Origin of the sequence: Paraburkholderia dipogonis (genome assembly GCF_046027395.1) — a bacterium.
GTDB lineage: Bacteria > Pseudomonadota > Gammaproteobacteria > Burkholderiales > Burkholderiaceae > Paraburkholderia > Paraburkholderia dipogonis_A.
Map to the genome: position 1 here is coordinate 99885 of NZ_JAQQEG010000012.1, position 18407 is coordinate 118291.

Below are 18407 nucleotides of genomic sequence, written 5' to 3' on the forward strand. Positions count from 1 at the left end.
CGCCCCTGTATGCGATCCGCGATTGACCTGGCCAATGAGGCGTCCATTCAACCCCGCGTCAGCGACTCGACGGCCGCCGCTCCGGCGCCGCAAACGGCCAGGTCATACACGGCATTGCAGCCGGATCGATTTGCGCTCAGCGCGGCACGGGATGCGGCGAGTGCGCGGATGCACGCGCGCCCAGCGCTGCGGCCGCTTCGTCTTCCGGCTCCGCGGACAGGTCCCGCCTGAAAGTCTCGGCGAGGAAAAACGCGCACACCAGGCTCAGCAACCCTGTCGCCGCGATATAGATCGAAATGGGCAGCGTCTGGCCATATGTGGCGAACAGATACGTGGCGATCAATGGCGTCGGTCCTGACGTGATGATGCCGGCGATCTGATACGGCAGCGACGCACCCGTGTAGCGCACCCGCGTGCCGAACAGTTCCGCAAACCACGTCGATTGCACGCCGTACACCGACGCCTGGCTCAACGCGATACCGCAGACGTACGCCACGAAAATCAAGGTCGGATTGCGCGTCTCAAGCAACGGAAAGAACGCGAATCCATAGATCGCCACGAACACCGCGCCGAGCATGAAGACGGTCCGGCGTCCGATCACGTCCGACAGTTTGCCGAACAAGGGCAGCGTGATCAGCGCAAACGCGCAGCCCACAATGATGGCGTTCAGCAGTAGTCCACGCGACAAGCCGAGCCGCGTCGTTCCGTAGACCAGCACGAACACGTTGATCACGTTGAAGGTGATGTCGACCGCGAAGCGCGTGCCGATCGTCAGCACGAGGTCTTTCGGATGCCGGCGCAGCAATTCGACCAGCGGCGCCTTCACGACCTGCTTGCTCGCCTTGATCTGTTCGAATACCGGCGACTCCATGACGCGCAGGCGGATGAACAGGCCGATCGCGATTAGCGCGACGCTCAGCAGGAACGGCAGGCGCCATCCCCATGAATAGAACGCGTCCGACGGCATACTCGACACGGCTTTGAACACCGCGGTCGAGAGCATCAGCCCGAGCGGCACGCCCAATTGCGGGAACGCGCCGAAAAAGCCTCGCTTCCTGGCCGGCGCCGTTTCGACCACCATCAGCACCGCGCCCCCCCATTCGCCGCCGACGCCGAGCCCTTGCAGGAAGCGCATCGCCACCAGCAGGATCGGCGCCCAGACGCCGATCGAGGCGTAAGTCGGCAGCAGGCCGATCACGAAGGTGCTGACGCCCATGATCGTCAGCGTCGCGACGAGCGTCGCCTTACGTCCGATGCGATCGCCAAAGTGCCCGAAAAACACGGCGCCGAAAGGCCGTGCGAGATAGCCGACCGCAAAACTGCCGAACGCCGCGATGGTGCCGACCACCGGATCGAACGAGGGGAAGAACAGCTTGGCGAAAACCAGCGCCGAAGCGGTGGCATAGAGAAAAAAGTCGTACCACTCGATGGCGGTCCCGACCACCGAAGCGGCCAGCACACGGTTGACGGCCGAACGGCTGATAACCGGCGCGTTGCCGGGTGAAACGGGCGATGTATTCATGTCTCCTCCCTTCTCTGGGAATCTATGTTTTGAACTGCTGCGTGTCGGCGGCGCGGGTCCGCCGGCACATTACGATAAATACCCTATGCTCACCAGTGCAGTTCCATCGGGAATTGGTCGAGCGTTTCGACGCCGCCCGAGGTCAACCGCACGATACGTTCGGTGCGCAAGCCGCCGACGTTCGGCACCGTGATCGTCGCCTTCAGGGTAAAGACCATGTTTTCCTGCAGCACGGTCTTGTTGCCCGGTCCGATCCACGGCGCTTCTTCTTCCGGGTCCATGCCGGTGCCGTGACCGGTGCCATGGCCGCGCGCTTCGCTCGAGTATTGCTCGTAGTTCGATTTCACCAGCGCCTGCTGGATCACCGCGTTCAGTTCCATCGCCGCCATGCCGGGACGAGCCGCGGCAAGCCCCGCTTCGACCGCGCGCGCCGCTGCCGCGACGATCGCCATCTTCTCGGGATTCGCCGGACCGTAGGTGAAACCGCGTCCGCCATCGGCCACGTACCCACGATAACGCGCACCGATGTCGGTCATGATCAGGTCGCCCGGTTGCAGGATGCGGTCGGTGGGGCGCGCCAGGTTATACGCCGAGCGCGGACCGGATTGCACCATCGAATCGAACGCGGTCCGGTCTGCTCCTCCCGCGAGCATCGCGCGGTCAGCGATTAGAGCGAGTTCACGCTCGGTGTAGGGACGGCCGTCGGCGAGCGCATCGCGAATCGCGGCCATCGCCGAATCGGTCAAGGCGGCGGCTTTGCGCATCAGCGCCACTTCGGCGTCGCTCTTGACCGCCTTGATTTCGGCCAGCACCATCGTCGGTTCGAGCTTCAGTTCGCCGAGACCGGCGTTCAGGCGCTTCAACAGATCCGCGGGGATATAGGCGGCGCCGGCGAGGCCGACTGTGCCGCTACGGTGCCGCGCCGAAAATGCCTGCACCTGTTGCGTGACTTCACGCAGGCTGCGCACCTCGAAGGCAGTCACGCTCGTCGCGTAGTCTAAGCATTGATCCGACACGAACAGCACGGGGTCGCCGTCCACGGGCAGCAGCAGGATCGCGTTGGCGATGTCCGATACGCCGTCGAGCGGACGGAACTCGGTAAAGTAGCCGATGTTCGCGCCACGCCAGCAATCCCCGAAGGCGAGCAGGCCGACCAGGCCCGCCTTGTCGAGTGCGCTGCGGACCTTGGCGACGCGGCCGAGGAACTCGTCGGTGGTGATGCCTTCCGGCGGGATGTCTGCGGTACGGGTGTTCATTGCGTTCTTCGTCTCCTGTGCGGCTGCCTACGCGGAGGCTAGGTGCAGCCGGTCTCGATGCCCGTGATGGGAATCCGTCCCGCCGTGGAATGCAGGACATCTTCCGCATAGTAGAATCGATCGATATGCTTTTATAATGAAAAATAACGCAACATCTATATCGATAAGGAATACGTGGAGACAACATCGTGAGTTCGGCCACTCATCCGGACAATAGCGCGGGGGCCATCGCGGCGGGCCGCTTCGACCCCACGCGTCTGAAGACACGCCAATTGGCCCTGATCGTTCAGCTCGACATCCATCGGTCGGTGTTGCGCGCGGCGGACGCCGCGCACATGACGCAGCCCGGGGCGACCAAGTTGCTGCGGGAACTGGAAGACACGATGGGTGTGCCATTGTTCGAACGGCATCCGCGCGGTGTCGAGCCCACCTGGTACGGCGAGGTGCTGATCCGCCATGCACGCAGCGTGCTGGCGGAGTTGCAACACGCGTACGACGAAGTGTCCGCGCTCAAAGCCGGCCTGACCGGGCAGGCGATGATCGGCACCGAGGTCACGGCGGCCACCAACCTCGTGCCGCAAGCGGTGGCGCTCCTCAAGAAGCGCTTTCCGCAGATTCGCATCAACATCGAGATGGAGTTCAGCGAGGTGCTGGTGCAGCGTCTGCAGGAAGGCAAGCTGGATATGATCGTCGCGCGAATCCGCAATCCGGACGATCTGGCGGAACTGCACTACGCCCCGCTCGCAGAAGCACAGCACGCGCTGTTCGCGCGCGTTGGCCATCCGCTCGTCAAGCGCAAGACTCTGAGCTGGAACGATCTGGCGCCGCAAACGTGGATCTTGCCGCCGAAAGGCAACGTGATGCGCAATCAGATCACGCAACTTTTTCTCGAACGGCAGCTCGCGTTGCCGACGGATGTGGTCGAGAGCTCGTCGCTGACTGTCATCACGAGTCTGCTGCAGATGAGCGATATGATTGCGCCGCTTGCGCGCGAGCCGGTGCGACCGTATTGCATTGCCGGTGCACTCGAACCACTACCGTTCGAACTCGATCTGAAGCTCGGACCGGCGGGCATCGTCACACGGCGCGGCGAACGGCTTTCGCCGGGCGCGAGGGCGATGCTGCAAGCGTTGCGCGAGGCGGCCGGATTCGACACCCAAGGCCCCGACGCCGACAGCGATTGACCTACAGCAACGGGACTCAGCGCGCGCCGTCCGTCGCGACGCTTGCGCCGGGTTGTAGTAGCCATTCATGAGCCGGCTCGTTGTGTACGTGCCAGGTGCGGCGCGGACCGGCCATCACATTCAGGTAGTAGAGGTCGTAGCCGTGCGCGGCGGCAACCGGGTGATAGCCGCGCGGCACCAGCACCACATGCTTGTCGTACGCCGCGAGCGTTTCGTCGAGACTGCGGTCGTCGGTATAGACCCGCTGAATCGCGAAGCCCTGCGGCGGCGAGACACGGTGGTAATAGGTTTCCTCGAGATAAGTCTGCTGCTCGCCATCGTCGGTATCGTGGCGATGCGGCGGGTAGCTCGACCAGTTGCCCGCAGGCGTCACCGATTCCACCACCAGCAAGCTCTCCGCCGGCTCGCTTTCCGGCAGGATGTGGCGCACGTGACGCAGATTGGCGCCGGCGCCGCGGGTTTCCTGCTTGATCTCGTCAGGTGCAATGAAGCGCGGCGGCAGACCGCCTTTCGCGGGCGCGGAGCAGATGCCGAGTTCGACATGATCCGTCGCCACGATCGTGTAGCGCGTATGCGGCGGCACATACATCGACCACGGCGCGCCATCGAACGGCGTCATCCGCGCGCCGATTGCGCGGCTCGCGAGTCCTTCGCAACCGACCATCGCGTGCCCCTTGACGAGCACGATCACGACTTCGCGATTGCCTGTATCCTGCGTGACCGTGGCGCCGACCTTCAGGTCGAAAACATCGAAGCCGACGTATTTCCAGCCGGCGCTCGCCGGCGTGATATGGATGATCTGGCCGTCTTCGGCATGCTTTGACGGTTTGACGAGCAAGTCGCTCATGTCTTCCTCCAGTTATTTAGGGCTACTACCCGGCAGAACGCGGCGGTCGCTGCGGCTACGTGGGATGGCCTGAGGCGGTACAAGCATCCATGGCTTTGACGGCGCCTTGTGCGCGAATCGCCGCCAGATGGCGTGCGACTTGCGCGACGAAGCGCGGCTGTTCACGCAGATCGCATCCGAAAATCGACTCGATTTCGAACAGTGCTTGTACCGCATCAACGGCATCCGCGTACAAGGTCGAACGGACCGCTTCGGTCAGTGTGTCGGCGAGGGGATCCGCGATCGCGTAGGTGCGCCCTGTCTCGTCCTGACCGCTGAGGTATGCGATCCAGCCGGCCAGCGCAAAGGCAAGACGTTCGGTCGGCGCGCCGCTTTTCAGGTTGGCGCGCGCGCTTTCCAGCCAGCGCTGTGGCAGTTTCTGCGAGCCGTCGGTCGCGATCTGTTGCAAGCGGTGATCTAGCGCGGTGTTGCGAAAACGCGTGAACAGTTCAGCGCGATAGGTGGCCAAAGCGGGTCGTGACAGCGTCGGCTCCACCTCGTCGCGCAACATGCTTTCGACAAAGTTCAGCACCGCCGGCGCGTCGATCGCCTGATCGACGGTGTCATAGCCGATCAGCGACCCGAGGTAGGCGAGCGCCGAATGCGCGCCGTTCAACATCCGCAATTTGGCCTGCTCATAGGGACGCGCGTCACCCACGAGCGTCGCGCCTGCGCACTCCCACGCCGGCCGCGGTCCCGCGAAGCGGTCCTCGATCACCCATTGCGAAAACGGCTCGGTCATCACCGGCCACGCATCGTCGGCACCGAGCTGCTTCGCGACGCGCATGCGATCGGCGTCGGTGGTGAGCGGCACGATCCGATCCACCATCGTGTTGGGAAATGCGCCCTCTAGTTCGATCCAGTCGGCCAGCAGAGGATCCGCTTTGCGCGCGAACGCCAGCGTCAACGCGCGCATCGTGTCGCCATTGGACGGCAGGTTGTCGCACGACAGCACGGTAAACGGGCCCAGACCGGCCGCGCGGCGCAGCGCCAGCGCGCGCACGACGAAGCCGATCGCGCTTCGCGGCGCGGCGGCCTCGCGCAGATCATGGGCAATGTCGGGATGATCGAACTGCAATGCGCCGCTGGCCGGATTGCGGCAATATCCTTTCTCGGTGATCGTCAAGCTGACGATATGGCAGCGCGGATCGGTCATCGCATCGAGCACGGCGGCGGGCGACTGCGGCGCGACCAGCGAAGTGATCAGCGCACCGACCACCTGGAACGAATCCGCGGTGCCGTCGCGCACATCCACGGCATACAGATGATCTTGCGGAGTGAGCGCCTCCGACGTGTCCGCACGCCGCAACGACACGCCGACGATGCCCCAGCGGTGATCGCCAGCGCGCAACGTGTGCTCGGTGTACACGGCCTGGTGCGCGCGATGAAACGCCCCGAGGCCCAGATGGACAATGCCCGGTGCAAGGCTCGCGCGATCGTAGGCGGGAACGACGACTTCGCCAGCAGCGCGCGCCGCGAGCGAAGCCAGGGCGGCATTACTCAGCCGCATGATAGGCCGGATGTTTGGCGAGGCCTTCCCAGATGCCGTTCAGGTAGACCGCACCCAGCGCGCGGTCGAACAGCCCATAGCCGGCGCGGCCCGTTTCGCCCCAGATCATTCGCCCATGGTCCGGCCTTGCATAGCCTTCAAAGCCGGTTTCGAAATAGGCTTTGACGATTTCCGCCATGTCGAGCGAGCCGTCGGCCGAGCGATGCGAGGTCTCATGAAAATCGCCCGCCGCATTGGTTTGCACGTTACGCAGGTGGGCAAAATGAATCCGGCCACGCGCGCCGAACTCGCGCACCAGTGCCGGAATATCGTTCTGCAGGTCCGCGCCCAGCGACCCCGAACACAGCGTCAGGCCGTTGGCGGGATCGTCGACGATAGCCAGCACGCGCTGCAGGTCAGCGCGATTCTTCACGATGCGCGGCAGCCCGAAAATCGGCCGCGGCGGATCGTCGGGGTGGATCGCCATCTTGATGCCGGCTTCTTTGGCCACCGGAATGATCGCGCGCAGGAAGTAGTCGAGATTGGCCCAAAGACCGGCCTCGTCAAGCGCTTCGTAGTCGCGCAGCAGGGCTCTCAACTGCTCGGGCCGATAGCTCGCGTCCCAGCCGGGCAGCTGGATACCCTGGCTGACGTCGAGTTCGCGGATCGCTTGTGTGTCGAACGCGAGTGTCGTCGATCCATCGGGCAGGTGCATTTCCAGCGAGGTGCGGGTCCAGTCGAAAACCGGCATGAAGTTGTAGCAGACCACCTTCACGCCGCAGGCGCCGAGGTGACGCAGCGTCTGGCCGTAGTTGGCGATGAGCGTGTCGCGCGTCGGTTTGCCGAGCTTGATGTCCTCGTGCACCGGCACGCTTTCGATCACTTCCAGCGTCAGGCCGTGAGCCTCTATCTTCTCCTTCAGCGACAGGATCCTGTCGATTGGCCACACCTCGCCCACAGGCACGTCATAGATCGCCGAGACGACCCCGACCATGCCGGGGATCTGGCGGATATAAGCGAGCGGCACGGGGTCCGTGTCGCCATACCAGCGAAAGGTCATTTTCACGTTCGAGTCTCCTCCCCACACGCTCGCTTCGCTTTCGACGACGCTGCGTATCAGTGAATGGTTGGTTAGTCCTTCCGCATCGGCCCAGCGCGGCGACGCGGCGGATGGACACCGTGCGCCTGTCGGGTTCACGCGAGGGCGCAGCCAGGACTCTGCATACTAGCGGCGATCGACATGCTTTTATAATGAAGAATAATGCTTTATCTATACGATTATGGAATACATTGAGCCGCAAGGTTGCCGCCCCATATGCTGTCAGAAATAGCACGCGCGAGGCGTTCAGTTCCCCGTCTTCCTCTCGCTCGGCCAACGGCTGCTGTTACATAAGTCGATGGCCCGCAGGCCCTGAGTCCTCGACATAAAACATGTTGCGCGACGCGGGCGAATCGCTATCGCTAACAATGCACCGCGGCCAATTCCGTGTTGTCTGACGTGCCGACCCGGATGTTCGCGCTGCGTAAAGAATTCCGTGGCGAACGTAGGGCATACCCCGAAAAACCCCAATAAAATTAAATTTTCTTTGACGCATATTGAAAAATAATATTTCATATAGTCATCGCCCTTAAACGCGGAGACTACTGTGTCACACCGATTTGCTGCTCGATACCTGATCGAAACCTCGCTGGATCCGCAGGATGCCGCGGCCGAGATGGCCGGCGAGTCGTCCACGGCCACATTTGTTGCAATTCCTGGCGAACGCGCTTCGATTGCCGAGCTTCACGGCGCGCGCATCGATGAAATCGTGGAGGTGGAAACGCCCCTGGCCGGTTCCATTGCTCACCCGTCGGCCTCGGCGGTGCGCCGCTGCCAGGTCAAGCTATCGTGGTCGCTCGAGAACACCGGCACGTCGCTGCCGAACATGCTCGCCACCTTTGCCGGCAATATCTTCGACGTACAGTCGGTCAGCGCGCTGCGGCTCGTCGATGTCGAGTTGCCCTCGGTGCTCGCCGATGCCTACCCGGGTCCGCAATTCGGCGTGGAAGGTACGCGGCGGATAACGCAGATCGAAGACATGCCCATCATCGGCACGATCGTGAAACCGAGCGTCGGCTTGACGCCCGACGAAACCGCGTCGCTAGTGGAGCGGCTCGCCGATGGCGGCATCGACTTCATCAAGGATGACGAACTCATGGCGGATCCGCCGCACTGTCCGTTCGATCAGCGCGTCGACGCCGTTCTCGACAGGCTGCGCCGCTATACCGAACGTACGGGTCGCCAGGTCATGTACGCCTTCAACATTACAGGCGAAGTCGATGAAATGCTGCGTCGTCACGACAAGGTTCTCGCGGCCGGGGGCAACTGCGTGATGGTCAGCCTCAACTGGATCGGCCTGCCGGCGCTGGCTCATTTGCGGCGGCATTCGCAGCTTCCAATTCATGGGCACCGCAATGGTTTCGGCACGATGAGCCGGGCTCCGGGCTTCGGCGTCGACTTTCGCGCATGGCACAAGCTGTTCCGGATCGCTGGCGCCGACCACATCCACGTGAACGGCCTGGACAACAAGTTTTATGAGTCGAACGAATCGGTGGTGCGCTCGGCGCAGGCCTGCGTTGCGCCGGTGTTCGCCGACAGCGGCCCCGCCTGGCCCGTCATGCCGGTTTTCTCGTCGAAGCAAACGGTCTGGCAGGCGCTTGACACCTATCGCGCGATGAAGTCGACGGATCTGATCTATGCGTGCGGCGGCGGAATTCTCGGCCATCCCGACGGGATCGCGTCGGGTGTGGAAAGTATCAAGGAGGCGTGGGCCGCGGCGATCGAGGGCGTGTCACTCGACGACTATGCGCGCGCACGGCCCGCGCTCGCCCGAGCGCTCGGCGCTTTTGCAGCCTGAACCGCCATGCACGAAACTTCCATTCCGCAACGGCCACGCGGCGCTCCGATCGCCTTCTACGGCGACGATTTCACCGGAGCGGCGGGTAATCTGCTTGAGTTTCATCGCAGAGGTTTGCGTGGCATCCTGTTCGTTGAAACGCCGAGTCTGGAACGATTCAAGGAAGCCACCGCCAACCTGGATGTGGCAGGTGTAGCAGGTATTGCGCGATCGTTGCCGCCGCACGCAATGGCTGCCGAAATCGAGCCAGCGCTCCAGCTATTCAAGGCGGCCGGCGCACGAGTCATTCAGTACAAGATTTGCGCGACCTTTGATTCGTCGCCTGAGCAGGGCAGCTTCGGCGCGGTGCTGGAACTGGCGCGACGATGCTTCGGCATCCAGAACGTGCCCATCGTCGCGGCGCATCCCGACTTCGGCCGATATACCGCGTTCGGTCACCACTTCGCGACTTTTCGCGGCGAAGTCTTTCGCCTTGACCGCCATCCGAGCATGGCCGCTCATCCCGCTACCCCAATGCACGAGGCCGACCTGCGAGCCCACCTTGCGCGGCAGACGACGTTGCCCATCGGCGTCTGTGATTTCACCGCGCTGCGTCGCGCATCCGTGGACCGGATTGTGGCGTTGATCGACCAACACGATGCGGATGTGGCCACTGCAACGGCGGCCACCCTGTTCGACGCGATCGAGCCTGCCGACCTTCGCAAAATAGCGCACGCCGTCTGGCATGCCTCAGCGCGACGGCCCGTGTTCGCCCTGGCATCGCACGGCCTCGCGGCCGGACTCGCCGCACACCTCGGCGATCAGCATGCCGAATCTGGTAATGGCGCAGCGCAATGCCCCGTGAATAGCATCGTGGTGCTGTCGGGGAGTTGCACACCGCACACCGCCGCGCAGATTGCCCATGCAAAATCACAAGGTTGGCTGGTGCTGCGTCTCCCGCTCGCAGAGCTTGCTGTGCATGGCGAAAACGAACTCGCCGATTCGCTCGCGCTTCAGGTTTGCAGCGCATTGGAGCGTGAGCAAAGCGTGGTGATCTACACAGCCTCCGGTCTCGACGACGCGAATATCGCGACTGGAACCCAAGTGTGCGAGCAGATGGGTGCCGAGTCCTCGGCGCTCATCGGCGGACTGTACGGCGCAGTGCTACGGCGGGTGTCGGCCAGACGGCGTCTGCCGCGTTTCGTCGTGGCGGGCGGCGACACGTCCAGCCAGACGATGCGCCGGCTCGGCATCGACGCGCTCAGCGTTGATGCAATCAACCCGGCTTCCCAGGACGCCTTCATGCGCATTCACGCCGCGGACCCGGCGTTGAACGGCGCACAGGTGCTCCTGAAAGCCGGCCAGAACGGCGACGACAATCATTTTGTGCTGGCCCGCGAGGGCCGGCATTGGCGCTGACCATAGAGTCGGCCAAGCTCTACCAGTCATCAAACCGGGTGCGCGCACCCGCCAACAGGAGACAGAGTAATGAAGCTCACCCAGGACCAGGTCAATCAATACAACGAAACCGGTTTTCTGGTTTTGCCAGACGTTTTTTCAGCCGATGAAGTCGACGTCCTGCGCCGCGAAGCCGCTGATATCACTCAGGTGCAGCGCCCTGAAATCTGGCGCGAGAAGAACGGAGCGCCGCGCACGGCGTTTGGCTGTCATAAGTACAGCGACATCTTCCGCACGCTCTCCAGCGACGCGCGCCTCGTTCGGCCCGTTGAACAGTTGATTGGGGAATCGCTGTATATCCACCAGTTCAAGGTGAATCCGAAAGTCGCGTTCGATGGCGATACGTTCCCGTGGCATCAGGACTTCGTCACGTGGCACGAGGACGACGGCATGCCCGAGGCGCGTGCGATGAATATCGCGATCTTTCTCGACGATGTGTACCCGACCAACGGTGCACTCATGTTCGTGCCCGGCAGTCATAAGCGCGGCATGATTCCGACCACCCCGAAGGAAAACAACCGCCGTTGGATGGACCTGAAGGACGTGGAGAGCATCATCCACTCCGGTACCGATATCGAAGTCGCAACGGGCAACGCGGGCAGCGTCCTGATGTTTCATGGCAACGCCGTGCACGGCTCTGCGGGCAACATGACGCCGCTGCCACGCCGCATCGTGTATGTCACGTATAGCGCGGTGTCAAATGCCATTCGCAAGCCGACCCGGCCGGAATTTATCGCGCACCAGACGTTCGAGCCGGTGAGCGCCACGCCGCCCGAAGCGTTCGCGCAATACGTCAGCAGCTTTCACGGCTAACGCCGGCATGCGCCGGCCAGATAAAAACCGACAGGCGCTGTCAGCGCGCCCAGGAGACAACGATGGACCAGCACACGAAAAATCCGCTCGGCTCAAAGCGCCGCATGGTGCTTAAAGCCAGCGTGGCGGCAGGCATCACGGCGGGCTTCGCCGCCATTTTGCCGCGCGGCGTCCGCGCAGCCGAGTTCAACTACAAGTTCGCCACGGCGCTCGACGCGGGGCATCCGCTAAACAAGCGTGCCGGCGAAGCGCTGGAACGGATCCGGGCTGCCACGAATGGACGCCTCGACATCAGGCTTTTCCCTGCCAACCAGCTCGGCTCCGATGCCGACACGCTTTCGCAGACACGCAGTGGCGCGGTCGAATTCATGACGCTCGGCCACGGCAATCTCGGCAACTATGTGAAGTCGTCGGGAATCGCCAGTACGGGCTTCGCCTTTACCAACTACGAGCAGGTCTGGAAGGCCATGGATGGCGCGCTCGGTGCGAAGATTCGCGATGACGTCAACCGCACCGGAAAGATAGCCGCAATCGGCGGACTATGGGACAACGGCTTCCGCCAGGTCACTTCGTCGTTGCGTGCGGTGCGTTCGCCTACCGATCTCGCCGGTCTGAAGCTTCGTGTGCCACCTAATCCGGCCTACACGTCGCTCTTCACGGCTCTTGGCGCCGGTCCCACGCCGCTCAACTACAACGAGCTTTACAGCGCCTTGCAAACGCATGTGGTTGACGGCCAGGAAAATCCGCTTGCGCTGATCAACTCCGGAAAGTTTTATGAAGTGCAGAAGTACTGTAGCCTGACCAACCACATCTGGGACGGCTTCTGGACTCTCGCCAACAAAGACGCGTGGAGCCGCCTGCCGCCCGACTTGCAAAAGATCGTCGAGACCGAATTCGCACGCTCCGTCCAGGATCAGCGAGCCGACATTGTCGCGCTGAGCAAAAGTTTGCAAGCGGATCTTTCGAAGAAGGGTCTGCAATTCTCGACGGTCGATCCGGCCGCCTTTCGCACCGCACTTGGGAAGACACGTTTCTACGCGGATATGCGTGAGAAGTACGGCAATGACTACTGGGCGTTGCTGGAGCAAGCCGTGGGTAAGCTTGGCTGACGCGAGCCACCCGTCCGCGAATCCAGGTACCGAAGTTGAAGCCCAGGAGAAAGAAGATGAAGTCCCACATGACTCACACCGCGCCGTTCCCGGCGCCGCCAGACAACCTCGCGGCGAGGCTGGAGGGCGCGCTGGTCTGGACAGTCGAAGCGGCGGCCGCATTGCTCGTGCTGGCCGAAGTCGTGCTGCTGTTTAGTGGCGTTGTGTCGCGCTACGCGCTGCACCGTCCGCTCGACTGGTCAGACGAACTGGCATCGCTGCTTTTTTTATGGCTCGCCATGCTCGGATCGGTGATTGCGTTCTGGCGTGGCAACCACATGCGAATGACAGCACTGGTTGACCGGGTAAGCGCCACGACTCGTGCTTTTTTCGATGTTCTCGCGGTAGCTGCATCACTTGCCTTCCTCCTGCTGATTCTCGCGCCCGCGTTCAGCTATGCGTATCACGAGGCTGACGTCTCCACACCCGTGCTCGAACTCTCCTCCATGTGGCGGGCTGCGGCAATGCCCGCCGGCGCGGCGCTGATGACGTTGTCAGCACTATTGAAGCTGACGCGCGTGGCCAACTGGCGTGCAACGCTGGGCGCCGTGATGATGGTGATGGCCATCGGCGCCCTGCTCGCTCTCGCGCACCCGCTGCTCGAACGGCTCGGCAACTACAATTTGGTGATTTTCTTCGTCGGTATCGTCACGGTGACGGTGTTGGCCGGCGTGCCGATCGCCTTCGCGTTCGGTCTCGCCACCTTCAGCTATCTCGCGCTGACGACCGCGGTGCCGCTCACCGTGGTGGTCAGCCGGATGGACGAGGGTATGTCGCATGTCATGTTGCTGGCGGTGCCGCTCTTTGTGTTCGTCGGCCAGTTAATGGAAATGACCGGCATCGCGCGTGCGATGGTGGCGTTTCTGGCCAACCTGCTTGGGCATGTGCGCGGCGGCCTGTCGTACGTGCTGATCGGCGCCATGTATCTGCTGTCTGGCATTTCGGGTTCCAAGGCCGCGGACATGGCCGCGGTCGCCCCGGTTCTGTTTCCCGAAATGCAGAAGCGCGGCTCGGACCCTGGCGATTTGACCGCGTTGCTCGCCGCAACCGGGGCGCAGACGGAAACCGTGCCGCCGGGTATCGTACTCATCACTATCGGCTCGGTGACGGGCGTCTCGATTACCGCGCTGTTTATTGGTGGCCTGTTGCCCGCCATCACCTTGGGGCTCGCGCTGTGCGTCGTGGTATGGTTCCGCAGCCGGAGCGAGGGGAAGGCGCAAATCTCACGCCCCGCATGGAACGTGATCGGCCGCAGCCTCGTGGTCGCGCTGCCCGCCCTGCTCTTGCCCGTAGTCATCCGTACGGCCGTCGTGGAAGGCGTTGCGACGGCGACCGAGGTGTCGACGATCGGCGTGGTGTATGCCGTAGTGGTCGGGCTCCTGATCTATCGCCAGTTCGAATGGCGCCGACTTAAAGCCATGCTCGTTGACACAGCCGCGCTCTCAGGCTCGATTCTGCTTATCATCGGCACGGCGACGGGTATGGCGTGGGCGCTGACGCAGTCCGGCTTCTCACAAGACCTTGCCGACGTGATGTCGCATCTTCCCGGAGGCGCCCCGACCTTCATGGTGGTCTCGGTTGCGACATTCATCGTACTGGGCAGCGTGCTGGAAGGCATCCCCGCTATTGTCCTGTTCGGTCCGCTACTGTTTCCCGTTGCGCGAACGCTCGCCATCAACGAGGTACAGTATGCGATGGTTGTGGTGCTGGCCATGGGTGTCGGCCTGTTCGCCCCGCCTTTTGGAGTGGGATACTACATGGCTTGCGCAATCGGCCGCGTGGATCCGTCACTCGCGATGCGCCGGATCTGGGGCTATCTCGTGGCGTTGATTGTCGGGCTGGCCGTGGTCGCCGCGGTGCCTTGGGTATCAACGGCTTTCCTTTGAATTCGGCGCTCTCTACCGGAACAAACTTGACCCATGAATTCTGCCAACGGAACCATCGCGCTCATCCGCGGACGCCTGCCGGAACTGAATCCGGCGCTACGGCGGATCGGCCTGCACATCGTGCGCTCGCCTGCCCAGGCAAAGTCAATGACGATCCGCGAAATGGCCGAAAAATGCGAAGTGTCGGAAGCCACGGTAACGCGCTTCGTCAAAGAGTTCAGCTTCGAAAGTTTCCAGCAGATGAAGATATCGCTGGCCGAAGAATTGTCACGCCGTCGGCAGGAACTACCCGCAAGCGAGACGCGCGAAATTTACGACCATATCAAGCCGGACGATTCGCTGGATATCGTTATGCGCAAGGTGCACGGCGCGCTGCGCGAAACGCTCGATCAGACCATGATGAAGTTGCAGCCGGAGGTCGTCGCGCGCGTCGTCGAAGCATTGAGTGCCTGCGAATACGTGGTCTTTTTTGCGACCGGCACATCCGCGCTCGCTGCGGAAAATGGTGTGGTGCGATTCTTTCGTGTGGGTAAGAAATGCATCTTCTATCGAGATCAGAGCATCCAGCAGTTCGCGTCCGTGAATCTCGACGAAAAATGCGTCGTGTTCGGCATCAGCAATTCGGGACGCACGAAGACCACGGTGCGGGCTCTTCAGATCGCGCGCGAGCGAGGAGCCCATACTGTCTGCATCACGTCCTTTCCGTCGTCGCCGATAACACGTTACGCAGACATCTCTCTCATCACTGCCGAGCAGGCCGATGCGATCGATCGCCCTGAGGCGCCCGAGTCCACGACCGCCAAGATTGGCCAGATCGCGGTGCTCGACGTGCTCTACTCCGCTTACGCGATCCACCATCATCGCGACGCGGTGCATGTACTCGCCGAAACAGATCGCTTTGTCGAGGAAGGCAAGGTGTGAAGGCCGTTCGGGCAAAGAGCATTTCCATCTTCTTTCGCTCATGGCAGGACCGCTGTATTCAGGCGTCTTCGCGATGTCACGCTCGATGTCAGCGTCGAGCTCTTTTCCAAAAGTATGAATCCGATCCCGGATGCCGCTGAACAAAATGCCCCTGTCGGGGTGCCCTCAAGATTCGGACTTTTTCGTACGTCAGGGCTTCCAAGTGGGCATTTCGAATGTTGTCGCTGACCGATCCGTCTGAGTCGCTCAAAACCCGCCCCCTATTGTCCGCTTTCGCGCCGGCATGAGGCGTTCGCCGACGGCTCGTCGGCTCCGCACTGCTTCGCAGGGTCTTCGGGCACGGCGTCTATCACCTGGTTAAGGGGCTCTGTTTCGTCAGATTCGATGATGGCAGCGAGACCAGCATGTGATCCGGCATTTCGTTCAAATAAGGCCAGAAGTTCAGGGCGCAATCCGTCACCCCGTTGGGCTGCGAGAGCGTGAAGCGAGAGAAATGGCAACATGGTAGGACTCCAGTCAATGAAAGACAGGGGAACACGATGTCGATGAAAGAATTGACGTATCGCGCGCCTGCAAGATTAAGCATGGTTCGAGCGTACCGTGGGGTGTCCGCCGACCTCGGCAACTGCGGGATCGAATGATCAGGTTATGGCAGCAGCCCGGCACATGCACTCCGTTTCTTGCTATCTAATTTCTTTGAACGTTAACCCATGCTTAACGCGTACGTGCACCTGGCGTCATTGGTCAGCCTTCGGATGCCAGCCTGCCGTCGTGCGGTTGATCACCATCAGTCTGTTTGAGCGCCGTCGCGGAGCCGCCGAAAACCCTTCTGAAGGCCCAATTTGGCCGCTCTGGTTGCAGCGCATCGCCGCTAGATATCGGGTTTCTGGCTTTCGCAGGCGTGAAGGCGCGCGAAGGCAGATGCCGGCTCACCGGGAGTAAGAAGAAGCAATGCGAACCGGTCGACTACGCGTTGACCCCTAGCGCGATCCGCTTTGTGTGCCCTGCGACGACGAAAGCGCAGTCGGCGCCGGGCCAAACCGCGTCTCTGCATAAGGTTCGATGTGCACTGCCGACACCGGCTTGCCGATTAAGTATCCCTGCGCCGCATCGCACCCGAGCTCCCTGACGAGAACGAGTTGCGTTTCGGTCTCGATGCCTTCCGCGACCGTTCCCATGCCCAGCGCGCGCGCGAGCGCCACCATCGCTTCGACCATCGCGCGTGCCTGGTGACAGGTCTCCTCAACGGTGAGCCCCTGCACGAATGACTTGTCGATCTTGATGCGATCGACAGGCAGCCGTGTGAGGTACGCGAGGCTCGAGTAGCCGGTGCCGAAGTCGTCGAGCGAGACGGTCACGCCGAGCCTTCGTACGGCCGAGAGCGAGCGCGACGCTGCGACGAAGTCGCTCATGACAGCGGTCTCCGTCACTTCGATGTCGAGTACGGAAGCGCACACGCCCGACGCCTCGGCCGCCTCCGAAACCAATGCGGCGAGATCGCAGTTCTGGATCGTCGTGGCCGAGAGATTGACGGCGATCTTGAACGGCGTGCGGTCCGTCGCCTGCCATTGCGCCGCCTGGCGGAACGCGAGGCGAATTAGCCATTCGCCCGTCGCCTCGTAGGCCGGCGATTCAAGCAGCACGTCGAGGAAGTGGCCCGGCATGAGCAGGCCCAGTTGGGGATGGTTCCATCGCAGAAGCGCCTCGGCGCCGTAAATACGGCCCGTTTCCAGGTCCAGTTGTGGCTGGTAGTGCAGTTCGAACTGATGCGCGGCGCTCGCGCTTTCCAGATCCGCGCGTAGCCGCAGGCGATGCGAGAGGCGCTGCGCATCCTCCTTGCCGAACGACCACACGTGCGAGCCGCCCATGCGCTTCGCGTGATACATCGCGGTGTCCGCGTTACGCAGCAACTCGCCCGCATCCGACGCCGACACGGGGTAGCGCGCCACGCCGATGCTCGCGCCCACCGACGCCCGCACGGATGGCGTCTGGATGGGCTCGCGCATGCGTACTATGACGTCACGCGCGACGCGCGCGGCCTCGCCCTCGGGCGCGCCGACGAGGAAAATTACGAATTCGTCGCCGCCGATCCGCGATGCATGGGCGCGTTCGGTGAGCAGGTCCGAAAGACGCTCGCCGACGACGCGCAGCACTTCATCGCCCGCCGCGTGGCCGAACGAATCGTTGATGTCCTTGAAACGGTCGAGGTCGATGAAGAGCAGATCGACGGAATCGGCCGCGCCTTCGTCGACGAGACGGTTCAGGCGCAGCAGCAGTTCGCGCCGGTTGATGAGGCCGGTCAGTTCATCGTGCGTGGCCTGGCGCGACAAGAGTTCGGAGATCGCGCGCGCTTCGGTGACATCGCGAACCAGCACGGTGACGCCGTCGTCGCATGGAAACGCCCGCACTTCGAACCAGGTACCGAGCGGCGCGTAGAAGTCGGTCGCGGTGCTGGGCATACCGGTCTCGGCCGCCTGCCGATAGGCCGTTTCGTAGCTCGACCCAATGAGGTCCGGGTATTCGGCCCAGATCTCGCGACCCAGCAGGTCCGTCGACCGGCGCTTCAGCAGCCGCGCAGCGGTGCGGTTGATGTTTCGAAACTTCCACTCCCGGTCAAGCGACATCACCCCGTCCGTGATGTGGTCGAGCACTTGAAAGTCTTCCACGCCTTTATCTCCCTTGGCGGACCGATGCCACGGTCCCCCTATGACTGAAATCGCTACCAGTGTGTATCGTAGGAGGATAGGCCGTGTTTGTGAACTGAAAAGCTTCGCCAAGCAGGGGCGCCCCCAGTGCCTGCACGACGCGGTCAGCGCAACGCTACGCCGCTATGGGTAGGGCTGCAGTGCGTCGGGCGCGCGCGTCTCACGGTCTCTCAAAGTCATCGAGCGGCCCGCAGCGCATATCCACGGGCGCGTGCGGGGAGCCTGGAGCGACCGCTGTAGCCATACCGGGACGTCTTGCTGTG

The 18407-nt window shown here is 62.5% G+C and carries 13 protein-coding genes; 7 read left to right on the top strand and 6 right to left on the bottom strand.

Features of this window, described 5'->3' with window-relative positions:
- Positions 1-136 precede the first annotated feature (136 nt).
- Entirely contained in the window at positions 137-1522 is a 1386-nt protein-coding gene (locus PQR32_RS14245; RefSeq protein WP_408227493.1) for an MFS transporter, read from the bottom strand.
- Between the two features lie 89 nt (positions 1523-1611).
- Entirely contained in the window at positions 1612-2778 is a 1167-nt protein-coding gene (locus PQR32_RS14250; RefSeq protein WP_408227496.1) for a M24 family metallopeptidase, read from the bottom strand.
- Positions 2779-2966: 188 nt separating this feature from the next.
- Between PQR32_RS14250 and PQR32_RS14255 the strand changes: the two genes are divergently transcribed.
- The gene (locus PQR32_RS14255; RefSeq protein ID WP_408227499.1) at positions 2967-3962 is read left to right on the top strand and encodes a LysR substrate-binding domain-containing protein; all 996 of its coding nucleotides are present in this window, start codon (positions 2967-2969) and stop codon (positions 3960-3962) included.
- 16 nt (positions 3963-3978) lie between these two features.
- Here PQR32_RS14255 and iolB read toward each other — a convergent pair whose 3' ends face one another.
- From iolB to uxuA, 3 genes are read right to left on the bottom strand one after another with little or no spacing between them, the layout of a single operon-like run.
- Positions 3979-4809 (bottom strand): 5-deoxy-glucuronate isomerase, encoded by an 831-nt coding sequence (gene iolB, locus PQR32_RS14260; RefSeq protein ID WP_408227502.1) that lies wholly within the window; start codon positions 4807-4809, stop codon positions 3979-3981.
- 55 nt (positions 4810-4864) lie between these two features.
- Positions 4865-6358 (bottom strand): mannitol dehydrogenase family protein, encoded by a 1494-nt coding sequence (locus tag PQR32_RS14265; RefSeq protein ID WP_408227505.1) that lies wholly within the window; start codon positions 6356-6358, stop codon positions 4865-4867.
- Complete coding sequence (uxuA, locus tag PQR32_RS14270) at positions 6345-7403, bottom strand: mannonate dehydratase (RefSeq protein WP_408227508.1); 1059 nt, start codon at positions 7401-7403, stop codon at positions 6345-6347. The genes PQR32_RS14265 and uxuA overlap by 14 nt, the downstream gene beginning before the upstream one ends.
- A 580-nt stretch (positions 7404-7983) precedes the next feature.
- Here uxuA and PQR32_RS14275 point away from each other — a divergent pair.
- The 6 genes from PQR32_RS14275 (at position 7984) to PQR32_RS14300 (ending at position 15439) form a co-directional block, all read left to right on the top strand.
- Complete coding sequence (locus PQR32_RS14275; RefSeq protein ID WP_408227511.1) at positions 7984-9234, top strand: ribulose-bisphosphate carboxylase large subunit family protein; 1251 nt, start codon at positions 7984-7986, stop codon at positions 9232-9234.
- A 6-nt stretch (positions 9235-9240) separates the two neighbouring features.
- Positions 9241-10632: a four-carbon acid sugar kinase family protein gene (locus PQR32_RS14280; RefSeq protein ID WP_408227514.1), complete on the top strand. Its 1392-nt coding sequence runs from the start codon at positions 9241-9243 to the stop codon at positions 10630-10632.
- A gap of 69 nt (positions 10633-10701) precedes the next feature.
- Positions 10702-11484, top strand: a complete 783-nt coding sequence (locus tag PQR32_RS14285) for a phytanoyl-CoA dioxygenase family protein (RefSeq protein ID WP_408227517.1) — start codon at positions 10702-10704, stop codon at positions 11482-11484.
- A 62-nt stretch (positions 11485-11546) separates the two neighbouring features.
- Positions 11547-12593 (top strand): TRAP transporter substrate-binding protein, encoded by a 1047-nt coding sequence (locus PQR32_RS14290; RefSeq protein WP_408227520.1) that lies wholly within the window; start codon positions 11547-11549, stop codon positions 12591-12593.
- 56 nt (positions 12594-12649) lie between these two features.
- Entirely contained in the window at positions 12650-14518 is a 1869-nt protein-coding gene (locus tag PQR32_RS14295; protein ID WP_408227523.1) for a TRAP transporter large permease, read from the top strand.
- A 33-nt stretch (positions 14519-14551) separates the two neighbouring features.
- Positions 14552-15439, top strand: coding sequence for a MurR/RpiR family transcriptional regulator (locus PQR32_RS14300; protein WP_408227526.1), 888 nt, complete (start codon positions 14552-14554; stop codon positions 15437-15439).
- A gap of 980 nt (positions 15440-16419) precedes the next feature.
- Here the strand turns inward: PQR32_RS14300 and PQR32_RS14305 are convergent.
- Positions 16420-18105: a sensor domain-containing protein gene (locus tag PQR32_RS14305; protein ID WP_408227529.1), complete on the bottom strand. Its 1686-nt coding sequence runs from the start codon at positions 18103-18105 to the stop codon at positions 16420-16422.
- Positions 18106-18407 lie beyond the last annotated feature (302 nt).

Excerpts from the sequence above, each read along its gene's own strand:
- PQR32_RS14245 (WP_408227493.1), bottom strand. The coding sequence starts at position 1,522 with ATGAATACATCGCCCGTTTCACCCGGCAACGCGCCGGTTATCAGCCGT.
- PQR32_RS14250 (WP_408227496.1), bottom strand. The coding sequence starts at position 2,778 with ATGAACACCCGTACCGCAGACATCCCGCCGGAAGGCATCACCACCGAC.
- iolB (WP_408227502.1), bottom strand. The coding sequence starts at position 4,809 with ATGAGCGACTTGCTCGTCAAACCGTCAAAGCATGCCGAAGACGGCCAG.
- PQR32_RS14265 (WP_408227505.1), bottom strand. The coding sequence starts at position 6,358 with ATGCGGCTGAGTAATGCCGCCCTGGCTTCGCTCGCGGCGCGCGCTGCT.
- PQR32_RS14280 (WP_408227514.1), top strand. The coding sequence starts at position 9,241 with ATGCACGAAACTTCCATTCCGCAACGGCCACGCGGCGCTCCGATCGCC.
- PQR32_RS14285 (WP_408227517.1), top strand. The coding sequence starts at position 10,702 with ATGAAGCTCACCCAGGACCAGGTCAATCAATACAACGAAACCGGTTTT.
- PQR32_RS14290 (WP_408227520.1), top strand. The coding sequence starts at position 11,547 with ATGGACCAGCACACGAAAAATCCGCTCGGCTCAAAGCGCCGCATGGTG.
- PQR32_RS14295 (WP_408227523.1), top strand. The coding sequence starts at position 12,650 with ATGAAGTCCCACATGACTCACACCGCGCCGTTCCCGGCGCCGCCAGAC.
- PQR32_RS14300 (WP_408227526.1), top strand. The coding sequence starts at position 14,552 with ATGAATTCTGCCAACGGAACCATCGCGCTCATCCGCGGACGCCTGCCG.